Here is a 16059-nt window from a genome sequence, read left to right as displayed (position 1 = left end):
TGCTCAAGCGAGATGCTCCGCGAAGAAATCGGCCGTGCGGCGGTCGGCGAGCTGCGCGGCATCCTCGACCCGGCGCTTGCCCATTTCGGCGGCAAAGCCATGGTCGAGCCCCTCATAGTCGTGCAGCGTCACGTGGGGATTATCGGCCAGCCCCTCATGCATCGCCTTCTGAACGTCGGGCGTGACGAAATGGTCGGCTGTAGGGATGTGCAGCATCGTCGGCTTGCCGATCGCATGCTGTTCGTTCAGCAGACCGTCGATGCCGACGCCATAATAGCCGACAAAGGCGTCGCCATCGGTGCGGCATGCGGCCATGAAGACGGTGCGGCCGCCCAGGCAATAGCCGACCAGTCCAACCTTGCCGCCGCCAGCCGCCTGACGCGCCGCCTTGATGGTGGCTTCCAGATCTCGAATGCCCTGATCCTGGTCGAACTTTGGGATGAGGCCTAGGGCCTTGTCCATCTCTTCGGGAACGTCGGCATCCAGTTCGATATGGGGTTCGATTCGCCAGAACAGGTCGGGGGCATAAGCGACATAACCGGCCTTCGCCCAGGCATCGCATTTGCGGCGAATACCTTCATTCACCCCGAAGATTTCCTGGATGACAATGATTGCGGCGGTTGGCTCGCCCTCGGGCTTTGCCATATAGGCATCGAATTGCGCATCGCCTCCCAGCGTGCTGACGGAAGTGAACTCGCCCATACCTGATCCTTTCACTGATGATCCGGTGCGCATATTGGCCGTTCCAAGGGCGGTGGCAACCATGGCCCCGACGTAAAAATTTGCGTTTATGCGATGATTTGCGGCATGACGCGTCAAGCGAATGTGCACCGGCAAGGAAGGGCAGGGACATGAAGGTTAGCGTGGATGTGGACTGCACCCCGGCCGAGGCGCGGGCTTTTCTGGGCCTGCCGGATGTCACGCCCATTCATGACAAATATATCCGCACGATGCTCGACAGCTTTGATGGCATCGGGAGCGCCGAACAGATGGAGACGCTGTTGAAAAGCTTCTCGCCCCTGGGCGATGCGGGCATGCGCCTGTTCCAGCAGATGATGAATGTCGGACTGGCTGGCATGGGCGGCGGCAAGGACGACACGAAGTAATCCGGCATGACGCGGCGGGATAGCATCTTCGCGCTGTCCAGCGGCGCGCCTCCCGCCGGTATCGGCGTCATCCGGGTGAGCGGCCCGCAAGCGCGTCCCGCCTTGCTGGCCTTGGCCGGCCGCCTGCCGCCGGCGCGGCAGGCGAGCCTCGCCCTGTTGCGCGATCCTCAGGATGGCATGCCGCTCGATCGGGCGCTGATATTGTGGCTGCCAGGTCCTGCCACCGTCACGGGCGAGGATATGGTGGAGCTGCATTGCCACGGGGGACGAGCGGTCATCGCCGCGGTGGAGGCGGCGCTTGCGGCGATGCCCGGCCTGCGCCGCGCGGAGCCTGGTGAGTTCACCCGTCGCGCGTTCGACCGTGGCCGCATGGACCTGAATGCGGTGGAGGGCCTGTCCGACCTGCTCGCGGCCGAAACCCAAAGCCAGCGCCGCGCGGCGCTCATGATGGTGGAGGGGCATTTCTCTCGTCGCATCGACCAATGGCGGCGCGCGCTGCTCGACCTGTCGGCCATGGCCGAAGCAGCGCTGGACTTTTCGGATGAGGATGATGTTCCGGATGCGGCGATCGAAGCGCGTATAGGCGACGGGATCGCAGCGCTGGCGGCCGATGTCGGGGCGCTGCTCGATGCGCCGTCGGCCGAGCGGTTGCGCGACGGCGTGCGCGTCGTGCTCGCCGGCCCGCCCAATGCCGGCAAGTCCACTTTGCTCAATGCGCTGGTCGGCCGCGAAGCCGCGATCGTCTCGGACATTGCCGGAACGACGCGCGACCGGATCGAGGTGCCTGCTGCGATCGGTGGAGTCGCTTTCCTCTTCACGGACACAGCGGGGCTGCGCGAGGAAACGGGCGACGCGATCGAGGCGATCGGTATCGACCGGGCGCGGGCCGCGCTGGACGCGGCGGACATCATAGTTTGGCTAGGCGAACCCGATGCGCTCCCGCGCGCGGACGCGATCCTAGTCGCGGCACAGAGCGATCGGGGCGCCGGCGATCGCCCCGGTCTTGCTCTGTCCGCGCGAACGGGGGAGGGCATGGCTGCGTTGGTGGCTTTGTTGCAGCAGCGCGCGCGCGCCCTTTTGCCGGGTGAGGGGGACTATGCTCTCCACCGCCGCCAGCGCGATCTGGTGGGACAGTTGCTTGATCATCTCCACGCGGCCAGAGCGGCGCGTGACTTGCTGGTAACGGCGGAGGAATTGCGGCTGGGCCGATTCGTGGTGGACTCGCTGACCGGACAGGCGGGAACCGAGGACATGATGGATCGGCTCTTCTCCGGATTTTGCATCGGCAAATAGACGATGTTCCACGTGGAACGCTTTTGACCGACCGCCTCTGAATCTGGTAAGGACGCGCCATGCGAACAAGCTATGATGTGATCGTAGTGGGCGGCGGCCATGCCGGCTGCGAGGCGGCCGCTGCGGCGGCGCGCGCGGGTGCGTCGGTGGCGCTGCTCACCTTCGACCGTGCGACTGTAGGCGCGATGTCCTGCAATCCGGCCATCGGAGGCTTGGGCAAAGGGCATCTAGTGCGCGAGGTGGATGCGCTGGATGGCCTGATGGGACGCGCCGCCGACGCAGCCGCGATCCATTATCGCATGCTCAACAGCAGCAAGGGTGCGGCGGTGCAAGGGCCGCGCATCCAGGCGGACCGCAAACGCTATCGCGCCGCAATCCACCAGATGCTGGACGCGCAAGCCGGCCTTGCCATCGTCGAAGGCGAAGCGAGCGGGCTGATCCTGCGCGACGATGCGATCGCCGGCATCGCCCTGCCGGATGGTCGGCAACTGGCGGCGCGGGCGGTCGTGCTGGCGACGGGCACCTTCCTGGGCGGCAAACTGTTTCGGGGCGACGAGCGCGAAGCGGGCGGACGCATCGGCGAACGCGCCGCCACCAGCCTCGGCCTGCAGCTGCGCGACCTCGGTCTACCCATCGCGCGGCTCAAGACAGGCACGCCGCCGCGGCTGGATGGGCGCACCATCGATTGGGCGCGACTGGAGACGCAACCGTCGGATGCGGATGATTGGACCATGTCGCCGCTGACGCGGAGTCGGATGCTCCCGCAACTGGCCTGCGCCATCACGCGCACCAATGATCGCACACACCAGATCATCCGCGACGGGTTGGGCCGATCGCCGCTGTTCAGCGGTGCGATTGAAGGGCGAGGGCCACGCTATTGTCCCTCCATCGAGGACAAGGTGCTGCGCTTCGGGGATCGCGACGGGCATCAAGTCTTTCTCGAGCCTGAAGGGCTGGACAATGCGCTCGTCTACCCCAATGGCATTTCCACCTCATTGCCCACGGATGTCCAGCTTGCCATGGTCCGGTCAATGACCGGGCTCGAACGGGTCGAGATCGTCGTGGCCGGCTATGCGGTCGAATATGACCATGTCGATCCGCGCGCGCTCAGCGCAACCCTGGAGGTGCGAGCGATCGCGGGGCTCTTCTGCGCCGGCCAGATCAACGGGACCACTGGCTATGAGGAAGCGTCGGCACAGGGGCTGGTTGCCGGTGTCAATGCGGCGGCGCGTGCTCGCGACGAAGCGCCGATGATCCTCGACCGCGCGACATCCTATATCGGCGTGATGATCGACGACCTAGCGCTGCAGGGCGTCACCGAGCCCTATCGGATGCTGACCGCCCGTGCGGAATATCGCCTCCGACTACGGGCGGATAATGCGGAGACGCGGTTAGGGCCGGTCGGTCTGGCGCATCGCGTTGTCGGGCCAGAGCGCGCCGCGCGGCTGACGGAGCGCGCAGCCCTGCGAAGCCAGATCGAGGCGGACCTCGCGCGACCGCTGTCGGCCAGCGAGATGGCGCGCGCCGGTGGTGCGGTGCGGCAGGACGGGGCGCGCCGGTCGCTGTTCGATTGGGCACGCTTTCCGGAGGTGGACAAAGCTTTGTTGCTTGATCTGGCGCCCAGCCTGCGCGACGCCCCGGCAGATCTCCGCCAGGAGATATTGGAGGACGCGCATTATGCGCCCTATCTGCAGCGGCAAGATGCGGAAATTGCCGAACTGCGCCGCAACGAGCGCGTTATCCTTTCGGCTGACTTTGATTTCCGCTCCATCGGCGGACTCTCCAGCGAGATGATCGAGCGGCTGGAAGCGGCGCAGCCCGACACGCTCGCTGCAGCGGGGCGCATACGCGGCATCACACCAGCGGCGCTTGCGGCGATCCTGGTCCATGCTCGGCGGGAGGCAGCGTGACTGAGGACGAGGCGCGCGCCTGGCTGACGGCGCACTTCGACGTTCCACGTGAAACATGGGATCGGCTGGCACGCTATGTGGCGATCCTGCTGTCTGCGATGGACGAGCAGAATCTGATTGCTGAATCGACGCGCCCGCATGTCTGGGCGCGCCACATCGTGGATTCGGCCCAGCTGCTGTTGCTGGCGCGGGATGCAGGCAAGGGAGAGTGGGTCGATCTCGGCTCGGGCGCTGGGCTGCCCGGGATTGTGGTGGCCTGTCTGAGTGATCGCCCCGTGCTCATGATTGAAACGCGCCGCAAGCGCATCGATTTTCTGAATGATGTGGCTGCGCAACTGGGGCTGAGCCATGCGCGGGTTTTCGGCGGACGGGTGGAAAGCGCGGCGCCGATGCGCGCGGCCGTCATCAGCGCGCGGGCCTATGCGCCGCTGCCCAAATTATTCGCGTCGGCGCTGCACCTCAGCGACAAAAACAGCCTCTGGGTGCTGCCGAAGGGACGAAACGCGCAAAATGAACTGGAGACCGCGCGCCCGGCATGGCAAGGTATGTTCCACGTGGAACCCAGCGTGACGGACGCCGAAAGCGCCATCATCGTTGCGCAAGCCGTCATGCCCGCCGGCAAGAAGAAAGGTCGCTCATGATCCGCATCGCCATCGCCAATCAGAAGGGTGGCGTGGGCAAGACCACCACCGCCATCAACCTGGCAACTGGTCTGGCGGCGACCGGCTTGCGCGTTTTGCTGGTCGATCTCGACCCACAGGGCAATGCGTCGACGGGGCTGGGGGTCGATCAGGCGGCGCGCGAACGGTCCAGCTACGATCTGCTGGTCGGCAACTGCGCGCTGGACGACAGCATCGTGACGACGCGCGTGCCCAAGCTCGATCTGGTGCCCGCGACCCAAGACCTGTCAGGCGCGGAGATCGAACTGATCGAATATGAGCAGCGCACGCACCGGCTGGAGCGCGTCCTGTCGGAGGCGCAGCCGGGGCGTTGGGACATCTGCCTGATCGACTGCCCGCCATCGCTTGGCCTGTTGACCATCAACGCCATGGTGGCGGCGCAGTCGCTGCTGGTGCCGCTGCAGTGCGAATTTTTCGCCCTGGAAGGCCTATCGCAACTGTTGCAGACGGTCGAGCGAATCCGCGGGCGGTTCAACCCTGGCCTGTCGATCATGGGGGTGGCGCTCACCATGTATGATCGCCGCAACCGCCTGACCGACCAGGTCGCCGACGATGTGCGCGCCTGTCTGGGCGATCTGGTCTTTTCGACCGTGATTCCGCGTAATGTGCGCTTGTCCGAAGCCCCCAGCCATGGGGTGCCCGCCCTCATCTACGACTTCCGCTGCTCGGGATCGGAAGCCTATATGCGTCTGGCGCGCGAACTGATCGCGCGCCTGCCCCGACAGGAGGTTGCCGCTTGAGCGAAGACACGACCGAAAAGCCCAAGGCTGCCAAACGTCCCCAGGGTCTGGGTCGCGGCCTGTCCGCGCTGCTTGGCGATGTCTCGCGCGAGGAGCCGGTATCGCCCAGCACGCCGCAAGCCAATGGCAAGGCGGTGCAGAGCATCGAAGTCGCGCTGATCCACCCCCATCCCGAACAGCCGCGCCGGCATTTCGACGATGGCGCGTTGCAGGAGTTGGCGGACAGCATCGCCAAGCGCGGCGTGATCCAGCCGATCATCGTCCGGCCGCATGGCGGCGGCTTCCAGATCATCGCGGGCGAGCGGCGCTGGCGCGCGTCGCAGCGGGCTCAGCTTCACCGCATTCCGGCGATCGTCCGGGACTTTGACGAGCAGGAGACGCTCGAAATCGCGCTCATTGAAAATATCCAGCGCGAGGACCTCAACCCGATCGAGGAAGCGGAAGCCTATCGCAAGCTGATCGCGGAATTCCACCATAGCCAGGATGCGCTGGGTCGCATCGTTGGGAAATCGCGCAGTCATGTCGCCAATCTGATGCGCCTGCTCGACCTGCCACAACCTGTGCAGCAGCAGGTGATGCACGGCAGGATCAGCATGGGCCACGCTCGCGCCTTGATCGGTGCGCCAAATTGCGAGCGGCTGGCCCGCCAGGTGGAGGAAAAGGGGCTGTCGGTCCGCGATACTGAACAGCTGGTCCGCCGGGCCAAGACCGGAGACGAGGCGCCGGCGGCGCGCGCGACGCGCGGCGCCGCGAAGGAGAAGGATCCGGATATCGCCGCGCTGGAGCAGCATCTGGCCGATATATTGGGGCTGAAGGTCGAGATCGCTCATGACGGCGCGTCCACCGGCGGCATCCTGTCGATGCGCTATTCCAATCTCGACCAGCTCGACATGCTGTGCCAGCGCCTGTCGGGCGAGAGGATCTGACCGGCAGAGCCGGCAACAATAGCTGCGGGCTTTCGCTTGCCACCGCTGCGAAGCCACTGGTCTTTTCGCCGGCCGCTCCCTAGGTTGCGGCGATGGACATGCACGCTCCCACCGCCGCCGCGCCCGCAATCATTCGCCGTACCGACTATCGCGCGCCCGATTGGCAGGTGCCGGATGTCGCGCTGCACTTTGATCTTGATCCCGCGCTGACCAAGGTCCGTGCGCGGCTGTCGGTGACGCGCAATGGCGATCATGACCGGCCGCTGCGGCTGGACGGCGATGGGCTGGTGCCGCTGGAAGTGAAAATCGACGGCCGGCTGCTCGCGCAAAGCGAGTGGCATCTGGAGGCGGGAGCCCTCATCATTGCGCTGGCCGGTGCCGCGCACGAGGTAGAGACGCTGGTCGAACTGGCGCCGGAGCGCAACAGCAAGCTCATGGGCCTTTATGCCAGCGGCGGCCTGCTCTGCACCCAGTGCGAGGCAGAGGGCTTTCGCCGCATTACCTTCTTCCCCGATCGCCCCGACATTCTCTCGCGCTACAGCGTGCATATGATGGCGGACAAGGCGCGATTTCCGATATTGCTCGCCAATGGCGATCCGGTCGCGCAGGGGGACGAGGCGGACGGCCGCCATTGGGCGACCTGGAACGACCCCTATCCCAAGCCCTGCTATCTGTTCGCGCTGGTTGCGGGTGATCTTGCCTGCAACGCCGATCATTTCGTGACGATGTCGGGGCGCGACGTGCAGCTGGGCATCTGGGTCAAAGAAGCCGACTTGCCGCGCACCGCCCATGCGATGCAGGCGCTGAAGAACAGCATGGCCTGGGACGAGCGCGTTTATGGCCGGGAATATGATCTGGACGTCTTCAACATCGTTGCCGTTGCCGATTTCAACTTCGGCGCGATGGAGAATAAGGGCCTCAACATCTTCAATTCGCGCTATATTCTGGCCGATCCCGAAACCGCGACCGACATCGACTATGATGGTGTCGAAGGGGTGGTGGCGCACGAATATTTCCACAATTGGTCGGGCAACCGCGTCACCTGCCGCGACTGGTTCCAGCTGTCGCTGAAGGAAGGCTTCACCGTCTTTCGCGATCAGAATTTTTCGGCCGACATGGGCAGCCACGCGGTCAAGCGGATCGAGGATGTCCGCATCCTTCGCGCCGGCCAGTTTCCGGAGGATTCAGGACCGCTGGCGCACCCGGTTCGCCCTGAATCCTATATGGAAATCAGTAACTTCTACACCGCGACCATTTACAATAAGGGGGCGGAGCTGATCCGCATGATGGCGCTGATGCTGGGGCCGGAACGCTTCCGCGCCGGCACCGACCTCTATTTCGCGCGGCATGACGGGCAGGCGGCAACCTGCGAGGATTTCGTGCGCGCGATGGAGGAGGGGGGCGAGATCGACCTGTCCCAATTCCGCCTCTGGTACGAGCAGGCGGGCACCCCGCGCGTGCGCGCCTCGCTGTCGCACGATCCCGTGACTCTTCAGGTTGAATTGACGCTGGAGCAAAGCGTGCCGCCGACTCCGGGGCAGCCAAATAAGCAGCCCATGGCGATCCCGCTGCGCGTCGCGCTGTTCGACCAGGAAAGCGGGACGCATCATGGCGACGAACTGCTGATGCTGACGCAGGCGGAGCAGCGCTTCACCTTTCCGGATTTCGCGACTGCGCCGATCCTGTCGATCAATCGCGGCTTTTCCGCGCCCGTCATCGTCGACACCAACCGCAGCCAGGCCGATCTGGCGTTCCTGTCGGCGCATGATGATGATCCCTTTGCCCGCTACGAGGCGATGCAGCAGTTGATGGTCAATGTGCTGGTGGGCCGGATCGGCGGCCAGACAGTTGACGAAGGGGCGGTGATCAACGCCATTCGCCAGACGCTGACCGACCCCACGCTGGACCCGGCCTTTGTCGCGGAAGCGATCCGCTTGCCGAGCGAAGCCTATCTGGGCGACCAGATGCGCCAGGTCGATCCCGATGCGATCCACGCCGCGCGTGAAGCGCTTCAGCGCAGCATCGGCGCAGAGCTGGAGCCGCTGTGGCGCGACATTCATGCCCGGTTGAAGGCGAACGGCTTTGCGCTGTCGCCCGCAGCCAAGGGCGCACGCAAGCTGCGCAACGCGGCGCTCCATTATCTGGTGGCCTCGGGCGCGGCGGATGGCCCCGCCATCGCCTTCGACCAGTTCAGCAGCGCGGACAATATGACCGAGCGGCAGGCGGCGCTGGGCATATTGGCCAACGGCGTCAGCCCGGAGCGAATCGCTGCGCTCGACATTTTCTACAATCGTTATTCCGCCGACGCGCTGACGCTGGACAAATGGTTCCAGACCCAGGCCTTCGCCTTCCACCCCGACACGGTCGACCTGGTTGAGGAACTGGGGCGGCACAAGGATTTCACCCTGTCCAATCCCAATCGGGTGCGCGCTCTCTATGGCGCCTTTTCCGGCAATCAGTGGGCGTTCCACCACCGATCGGGAAAGGGCTATCGACTGGTGGCCGACTGCATCATCGCGCTGGATGGGATCAACCCGCAGACCGCCGCGCGGCTCGTCCCGCCGCTCGGCCGCTGGAAGCGATTCGATGCGGAACGCGCCGCGCTGATGCAGGGCGAGCTGCGGCGCATCCTGGCGCAGCCGGGCCTGTCGAAGGACGTCACCGAACAGGCGCGCAAGAGCCTGGACTGAACGCCGCCCGACGGCTGACGCGTCAGTCCTTCACGGCTGCGACCCAGGCGGCGACATCGGTTGCAACCTGGTTCGCCGCTGCATTGAGCGGCACGCCGACGCTGCCCGCCTCGATCTTGCCGCCGACCGGCGCGCTGGCGGTAAAGCGCTGCCGCGCCAGCGCAACGCCGCGAGGCGTGGTGAGCATCGCGTCATAGGTAACCGTCGCGCTCTGCTGAGCTTCGTCAATCCCGAATTCGATCAGTTCGCCGCTCAGCCGCTGGCCGCCGTCGCCCGAGAACTGGCCCGAATCGAGCACGACCCGGTCGGTCGTGGCAGAGATTGTTTCGGCCAGCAGGCGGCGGAACATGTGGCGCGGCGTGTCGGCCCACTGCACCTTGGTCACATAGGCGACGGAGGTCGGGCTGGTCTTCACCGGCACGCGCACCGTGTCCAGCATCTTGGGCGCTTCGGGTTCGGTGACGATCAGCGTGCGACCGCCGCCCGCCACGCGTGCGGCGCCCGATGGCACCTTGTGCGCGGCATCCAGCGAGAGCAGCCGTTCGGGCGGCTTGCCGCCGAAGGACACGCAGCCCGACAGGAGCAGGGCCGCGGCCAGCGCCGCCGTGGCGCCCTGGGGTTTCGCGTGGAACATGCGCCTCATCCTTATCCTCATCATGGCTTGTAATCGGGCAGCTTGGGCGATCCGACGATCGAACCGGCACCTTGCTGGTCGAGCTTTTCGGCGACGCCGCGGAAGGCGCGCGACATTTCACGCAGGTCGCGGACGAGCTGGTTGACCTCCGGCATGGTCTGGTTGCTGAAGCTCTTCACCCCCGGCTGTGCCTCGCCGATCGTCTTGTCCAGCGTGTCGATGCTGCGACTCGCGGCCTGCACCGTCTTGCGCAGGTCCGCCATCAGCGGCTTGCCCTGTTCGTTCAGCAGTGAATCGGTGGTTGCGGCAAGCTTGCCAATCTGTTCCACGGCAACACCCGTGCGTTGAACCGCGATGCGCGCTTCGGCCAAGGTGGCGGCAATCTCGGGGCTGCGATCCGCCAATGATCCCGAAATCCGCTCCACATTGGCCAGGATGCCGGCGATCGATTGCTGGTTCTTGTCGTTCAGCAATTCGGTGAGACGCTCGGTCAGAGTCGACAGCCGCTCCAGCAGCTGCGGCGCGTTGTTAAGCAGTTCGCCGAGCGCGCCAGGCTTGGTCGGGATGACTGGCACGCCATCGGGGCAGGCCGCAGGGGCATTGTGCGCCGGGCAGACGATCGGCGGCGCGCCCTTGACCGCGCCATCCAGCACGATCTCGCTCACACCGGTGAATCCCACGCCCTGAATCGTCGCGGTCGTGCCCTGCAGGATCGGCGTGCTGTCGCGGACGGAGATGCGCACCTTCACGAAACTGGGATCCCGCTTCCACAGCTCGATCCGCTCGACCTGCCCGGACGGGACACCGGCGTAATTGACGCCCGATCCCTTGGCCAGGCCGCTGACCGACTGTTTGAAGAAGATGTCATATTCCTTGTTGTCGCCCTGCGACAGGCGCGAAAACCAGAAGGCGGCGATCATGATCGCGGCCAGCAGCAACAGCGTGACCGTGCCGACCAGCACATGGTTGGAGCGGGTTTCCATATCCTATCGCCTTCTATCGGGCGGCGTGGGCGCCGCCTTGTTCTTTTCGCGTTCGACGGCCGCGGTGGCGGCGCGGCCGCGCGGGCCGTTGAAATATTCCTGGATCCACGGGTGGTCCAGCGCCAGCAGTTCCTCGATCGTGCCGACCGCGATCACTTTCTTGTCCGCCAGCACCGCGACCCGGTCGCAGATCGAATAGAGCGTGTCGAGATCGTGGGTGATGAGGAAGACGGTGAGGCCCAGCGTCTGCTGCAGCTTGCGCGTCTGGTCGTCGAAAGCCGCCGCGCCGATCGGGTCGAGACCGGCGGTGGGTTCGTCCAGGAACAGCAGGTCGGGGTCCAGCGCCAGGGCGCGAGCCAGGCCCGCGCGTTTGCGCATGCCGCCCGACAGTTCGGCGGGATATTTGGGGCCCGCTTCGGTCGGCAGGCCGGTCATGCGGATTTTGTAGGCGGCGATCTCGTCGCGCAGCTGTGGCCCGATATTGGGATAATATTCCCGGATCGGCACTTCGACATTTTCCGCCACGGTCAGCGTGGAAAACAGCGCGCCGCCCTGGAACAGCACGCCCCAGCGCTTGCGGATCGCCAGCGCTTCGTCGTCCAGCCGGCCGACCATCGATTCGCCAAAGACGCGGACTTCGCCTTCGTCCGGGGTCTGAAGGCCGATGATCGAGCGCATCAGCACCGACTTGCCAGTGCCCGATCCGCCAACCACGCCCAATATCTCGCCCTTGCGCACGTCTAGGTCGAGCTGTTCATGCACCACCTGGTCGCCGAAGCTGTTGCGCAGACCCCGCACGCTGATGGCGACGTCATTCTGCTCCACTGCCTCTTCGATGCGCCGTTCCTCGGCCTGCTGCATCTCTTCCTCGCTCATCAGTTCCACCCGACCCAGGTGAAGAAGACGGCGAAGAAGGCGTCGATCACGATGACGAGGAAGATCGCCTGCACCACCGCCGCGGTGGTGCGCAGCCCGACTTCCTCCGCATTGGCCTTGACCTGCATGCCCTGATAGCAGCCGGCGAGCGCGATGATGACGCCGAAGACCGGCGCCTTGATGAGGCCGACCCACAGGTCGGTGATCGGCACGACTTCGCGCAGGCGCTGGATGAAGGTGATGGGCGGAATGTCGAGCGCGACCGCGCACAGGAAGCCGCCGCCGATGATTGCGACGATCGAGGAATAGAAGCCGAGCAGCGGCATCATCACCACGACCGCCAAGGTGCGCGGCATCACCAGCGCCTCCATCGGCGACACGCCGATGGTGCGCATCGCGTCGATCTCCTCGGTCAGCTTCATCGTGCCGAGCTGCGCGGCGAAGGCGGAGCCGGACCGGCCCGCGACCATGATCGCGGTCATCAGCACGCCCAGTTCACGAAAGGTGAGGCGGCCGACCAGGTTGATGGTCAGCATTTCCATGCCGAACTGGCGCAGCTGCACCGAACCCTGCTGGGCAATGACGATGCCGATCAGGAAGCTCATGAGGCCGATGATGCCGAGCGCGGACACGCCCACCACCTCGAACCGCTGCACGACGGCATTGATCCGAAAGCGGCTGGGATGACGGATCAGGCCCCAGGTGGCGACCAGGCTGGCGCCGAAAAAGCCGAGCAACCCCACGAGCGTGCTGCCGGCATTCACCACAGCCTCGCCAATCTGCCCCACGACGCGCGTCAGCGGCGACTGCTTTTCGGGGCGGATCGGCATGGGTTCGTCCAGATCGCCCACCGCCTCGATCAAGCGCTGCGCATCGTCATGCGCGCCGACGATCTTCGCGTCGAGCCGCTTGGCCGCGCTGTGCACGGTCCAGGCGCCGATCGTGTCGATATGGTCGACCTGCGACAGGTCGATGGCGTCGACCGGCCCCTGCACGCCATCCAGGCGAGCGGGCAGATCGTGAAGGCACGCTATGGCCAGGTTTCCCGAAAGCCGTATTACCGTGCCGCCATCGCGTTGTTCTTCTGTCAATTCGGCGGCTTTGTTCATCAGGGGATTTAGTGGTCCATTATCGGTTGCACGGCAAGCCGAAACGGCCCATCCGCAAGCCAGAACGAAGGGCTCAGGCAAAAGTTTCGGATACGGCATGACGCATCGACTGGCGATCTACGACATGGACCGGACGGTCACATTTTCGGGCACCTATACGGGCTTCCTGATCCATGTCGCGCGGGCGATGGCGCCCTGGCGGCTGGTGCTGCTGCCCTGCGTCCTTCTGCTGATGCTGGCCTATGTGCTCAAGCTCGTCACGCGCCAGCGCCTGAAGGAGCTGAACCAGGCGCTGATGGTCGGCTATAATGTCGAGCGCGCCAGGCTGATGCCGCATGTCGAAAGCTATGCCGACAAGGTGATCGCCACCAATGTGCGACAGGGCGCGCTGGCGCAGATCGCGCAAGACCGGGCGGACGGCTATCGGCTGGTGCTCGCCACCGCCTCCTACCGTCTCTATGTCGAGCCGATCGCGCGGCGGCTGGGGTTCGACGCCGTCATCGCCACCGATCATCTGAGCCAGGATCTGCGCTATGTGCGCGCCAAGATCGCTGGCGAAAATTGCTACGACACCGGCAAGCTGCGCATGATCAAGGCGTGGATGGCGGCGCAGGCGATCGACCGGGGGCAGGCGCATATCCGCGCCTATTCCGACCATGTGTCCGACGCGCCGATGCTGGAATATGCCGACCTGCCCTTCGCCGCCAACCCGCACCGCCGCCTGGCGTTGCTGGCGGCGGCGCGGGGATGGCCGCGCGTCGACTGGGACTGACCGTCAGGCGACAGGCGCGGGCAGCGGCGCGCCCGCGAAATGCGCCGCCAGATTGGCGCGCAGCATGTCCAGCATCCGCGCCACCGCCTCCTGCGTCGCGCCGCCCGTATGCGGGGTTAGAACGACATTGGGCACACCGGCCCAGCGCGCCGGATCGGTCGGTTCGGGGTCGAACACGTCCAGAGCCGCGCCGCCCAGCCGCCCGGCCCTCAGCGCCGCGACCAGCGCGACTTCGTCCACCAGCTGCCCGCGCGCGACATTGACCAGCAGCCCGTCCGGACCCAGCGCGTCCAGGATGGCGGCGTCGATCATGCCCCGATTATTGTCGTCGGCGCGCGCCGCGACCGCCACAATGTCGCTTTCGCGCGCCAGTGCCGCGAGACTGTCCGTGCGCGGCCAGGCAAGGCCGGGCTTGTCGCGCGGACCCCACCAGCCGATGCGCATCTTCATCGCCTCCGCCCGCTCGGCGATGGCGATGCCGATCGCGCCCATGCCCACGATCCCCAGTCGCGCGCCGCCCATCGATCGGGTCCGCGTCTTGGCCTCGATCGTCCACTGACCCGCGCGCAGATGGCGGTCGCCGCCCACGATCCAGCGACGATGCGCGATCATCAGGCCGATCGCATGGTCGGCGACATCCTCGGCATTGGCGGCGCCCGCATGGGCGACGGCGATGCCGCGCGCCTGGGCCAGGTCCAGGTCGACGCCGTCATAGCCCACGGTGAAGCAGGCGATCAGCCCCAGGCGCGGCATCGCGTCGATCAGTGCGGGGCCAAGCGGAAATTCGCCCGCCCAGACCAGCGCATCGACGCGGGCGAGCGCCGCCGCATCGGGCTGCTCCCACAGGGTGAGCACGTCATAGTCGGCGCGCAGCACGGGCAGCAGCGGCGCCAGCAGCGGCTGCCCCACCAGCAATAGCGGTCGAACCATATTTTCAGCCGATCTGCCGCAGCGCCTGGGCGAAGTCGGCGATCAGATCGTCTGCATCCTCGCAGCCGATCGAGATGCGCACCATATTGTCGCCAATCGCCAGCGCCGCCTTGCGTTCGGCCGGGACCGACAAATGCGTCATCGCCGCGGGATGGCTCGCCAGCGTTTCGGTGCCGCCCAGGCTGACCGCCAGCTTGGCGATCTTGAGCGCATCGAGGAAGGCAAAGGCCTCCGTCTCGCCGCCCTTGAGGTAGAGCGAGAAGGTCGATCCCGCGCCCGAGCAGTGGCGGCGATAAATGTCGGCCTGCCGCTCGGTTTCGGGAAAGCCCAGATAGACGACCTTCTCCACCTGCGGCTGGTCGCGCAGCCATGCGCACACCTTTGCGGCATTCTCGCCCGCGCGGCTCATCCGCAGTTCCAGCGTTTCCAGGCTGCGCAGCAGCATCCAGGCGCTGTGCGGGTCCAAAATGGTGCCGATCGTGTTGCGCATCAGGCGGATGGTGTTGATCAGCGCATTGCTGCCCAGCACCCCGCCGGCGACCAGATCGCTATGCCCGCCGGCATATTTGGTGAGGCTGTAGATGACGAGGTCTGCGCCATGGCCGATCGGCTTGTGCCATAGCGGCCCAAGGAACGTGTTGTCGATCGCGATCGGCGGGACATGATCGTCCCCGGAAAAAGCCGAGTCGCGCCGCGCAACAACGGCGTCGAGATCGACCAGCACATTGGTCGGGTTGGCCGGGCTTTCCAGATAGATCAGGGCGACGCGGCCCAGCGCCTTCGCCTTGTCGATCACCGCGCCAATCTCCTCCGCGCTCGCGCCGGCGGGAAAATCGAGCCACTGGACGCCGAAGCGGCCCAGGATGCGCCCGATCAGCGATTCGGTCGCGGCGTAAAGCGGTGCTGAATGGACGATCACGTCGCCCGGTTGCACCAGCGCCAGCAAGGTGGTGGCGATCGCCGACATGCCGCTGGAAAAGAGCAGCGCGTCCTCCGCCTCCTCCCATACCGACAGCCGATCCTCGCAAATCTCCTGATTGGGGCCGTTGAAGCGCGAATAGACCAGGCCCTCCGCCCCGCCCGGGCGGATGCCCGTCACCCCTTCGAAATGACGCTTGCCCGCCGCCGCGCTTTCGAAGGCGAAGGTGGAGGTGAGGAAGATGGGTGGCTTGAGCGATCCCTCCGACAAGGTCGGGTCATAGCCATGGCCCATCATCAAGGTGGCGGGCTTCAGCCTGCGCCCGTCAATCTCCATGATCGGCGCCTTGGGACGGCGACGGTTGCCGGTGGGCTCCACGCCCGTCAGGTCGGCTTCGCTCACGGGAGGGGTTTCGCCGGTCATATCATGTCTCCTGCTGTCGCAGCGTCTGAAGCGCCGCTGATGATGCCGCGAGTGTAACGCAGCAGCCG

At 65.7% G+C, this 16059-nt stretch carries 15 protein-coding genes; 8 read left to right on the top strand and 7 right to left on the bottom strand.

All coding sequences use genetic code 11. The annotated features are described in order from the left end of the window. Positions 1–3: 3 nt before the first annotated feature. Positions 4–702 carry a dienelactone hydrolase family protein gene (locus ACGGKE_RS11190; RefSeq protein ID WP_394437870.1) on the bottom strand — a complete coding sequence of 233 codons (699 nt, stop codon included), beginning with the start codon at positions 700–702 and terminating at the stop codon, positions 4–6. 149 nt (positions 703–851) lie between these two features. Here ACGGKE_RS11190 and ACGGKE_RS11185 point away from each other — a divergent pair, with 149 nt between their 5' ends. The 7 genes from ACGGKE_RS11185 to pepN all read left to right on the top strand — a co-directional run bounded on the left by ACGGKE_RS11185 (position 852) and on the right by pepN (position 9345). Further along, the gene (locus tag ACGGKE_RS11185; RefSeq protein WP_394437867.1) at positions 852–1106 is read left to right on the top strand and encodes a DUF6489 family protein; all 255 of its coding nucleotides are present in this window, start codon (positions 852–854) and stop codon (positions 1104–1106) included. 6 nt (positions 1107–1112) lie between these two features. Next, the gene (mnmE, locus tag ACGGKE_RS11180) at positions 1113–2399 is read left to right on the top strand and encodes a tRNA uridine-5-carboxymethylaminomethyl(34) synthesis GTPase MnmE (protein WP_394437864.1); all 1287 of its coding nucleotides are present in this window, start codon (positions 1113–1115) and stop codon (positions 2397–2399) included. 59 nt (positions 2400–2458) lie between these two features. After that, positions 2459–4309, top strand: a complete 1851-nt coding sequence (gene mnmG / locus ACGGKE_RS11175; RefSeq protein WP_394437861.1) for a tRNA uridine-5-carboxymethylaminomethyl(34) synthesis enzyme MnmG — start codon at positions 2459–2461, stop codon at positions 4307–4309. Beyond that, a complete protein-coding gene (gene rsmG / locus ACGGKE_RS11170) occupies positions 4306–4950 on the top strand; it encodes a 16S rRNA (guanine(527)-N(7))-methyltransferase RsmG (RefSeq protein ID WP_394437858.1) in 645 nt (214 codons plus the stop codon). The genes mnmG and rsmG overlap by 4 nt, the downstream gene beginning before the upstream one ends. Further along, the gene (locus tag ACGGKE_RS11165) at positions 4947–5729 is read left to right on the top strand and encodes a ParA family protein (RefSeq protein ID WP_394437856.1); all 783 of its coding nucleotides are present in this window, start codon (positions 4947–4949) and stop codon (positions 5727–5729) included. Before rsmG ends, ACGGKE_RS11165 begins: the two co-directional genes overlap by 4 nt. Then, complete coding sequence (locus ACGGKE_RS11160) at positions 5726–6655, top strand: ParB/RepB/Spo0J family partition protein (RefSeq protein WP_394437853.1); 930 nt, start codon at positions 5726–5728, stop codon at positions 6653–6655. The genes ACGGKE_RS11165 and ACGGKE_RS11160 overlap by 4 nt, the downstream gene beginning before the upstream one ends. A gap of 92 nt (positions 6656–6747) precedes the next feature. Beyond that, positions 6748–9345: an aminopeptidase N gene (pepN, locus tag ACGGKE_RS11155; protein ID WP_394437851.1), complete on the top strand. Its 2598-nt coding sequence runs from the start codon at positions 6748–6750 to the stop codon at positions 9343–9345. Positions 9346–9367: 22 nt separating this feature from the next. On the opposite strand, the gene ACGGKE_RS11150 is transcribed toward pepN, so the two are convergent. From ACGGKE_RS11150 to ACGGKE_RS11135, 4 genes are read right to left on the bottom strand one after another with little or no spacing between them, the layout of a single operon-like run. Continuing rightward, positions 9368–9979 (bottom strand): ABC-type transport auxiliary lipoprotein family protein, encoded by a 612-nt coding sequence (locus ACGGKE_RS11150; RefSeq protein WP_394437849.1) that lies wholly within the window; start codon positions 9977–9979, stop codon positions 9368–9370. 20 nt (positions 9980–9999) lie between these two features. Then, the gene (locus tag ACGGKE_RS11145) at positions 10000–10962 is read right to left on the bottom strand and encodes an MlaD family protein (RefSeq protein ID WP_394437847.1); all 963 of its coding nucleotides are present in this window, start codon (positions 10960–10962) and stop codon (positions 10000–10002) included. Positions 10963–10965: 3 nt separating this feature from the next. After that, entirely contained in the window at positions 10966–11823 is an 858-nt protein-coding gene (locus ACGGKE_RS11140) for an ABC transporter ATP-binding protein (protein ID WP_394441915.1), read from the bottom strand. Positions 11824–11837: 14 nt separating this feature from the next. Then, positions 11838–12947, bottom strand: a complete 1110-nt coding sequence (locus ACGGKE_RS11135; RefSeq protein WP_394437845.1) for an ABC transporter permease — start codon at positions 12945–12947, stop codon at positions 11838–11840. Between the two features lie 97 nt (positions 12948–13044). Here ACGGKE_RS11135 and ACGGKE_RS11130 point away from each other — a divergent pair, with 97 nt between their 5' ends. Then, positions 13045–13719 carry an HAD family hydrolase gene (locus tag ACGGKE_RS11130; RefSeq protein WP_394437843.1) on the top strand — a complete coding sequence of 225 codons (675 nt, stop codon included), beginning with the start codon at positions 13045–13047 and terminating at the stop codon, positions 13717–13719. 3 nt (positions 13720–13722) lie between these two features. Here ACGGKE_RS11130 and ACGGKE_RS11125 read toward each other — a convergent pair whose 3' ends face one another. Next, positions 13723–14649, bottom strand: a complete 927-nt coding sequence (locus ACGGKE_RS11125; RefSeq protein WP_394437841.1) for a 2-hydroxyacid dehydrogenase — start codon at positions 14647–14649, stop codon at positions 13723–13725. A 4-nt stretch (positions 14650–14653) separates the two neighbouring features. Then, positions 14654–15991, bottom strand: a complete 1338-nt coding sequence (locus tag ACGGKE_RS11120) for a cystathionine gamma-synthase family protein (protein WP_394437838.1) — start codon at positions 15989–15991, stop codon at positions 14654–14656. Positions 15992–16059: the final 68 nt, after the last annotated feature.

Source organism: Sphingobium naphthae (genome assembly GCF_043589935.1).
GTDB lineage: Bacteria > Pseudomonadota > Alphaproteobacteria > Sphingomonadales > Sphingomonadaceae > Sphingobium > Sphingobium naphthae_A.
Note: the sequence above shows the minus strand (reverse complement) of the source record. Positions and strands in the feature narration are given on the sequence as shown.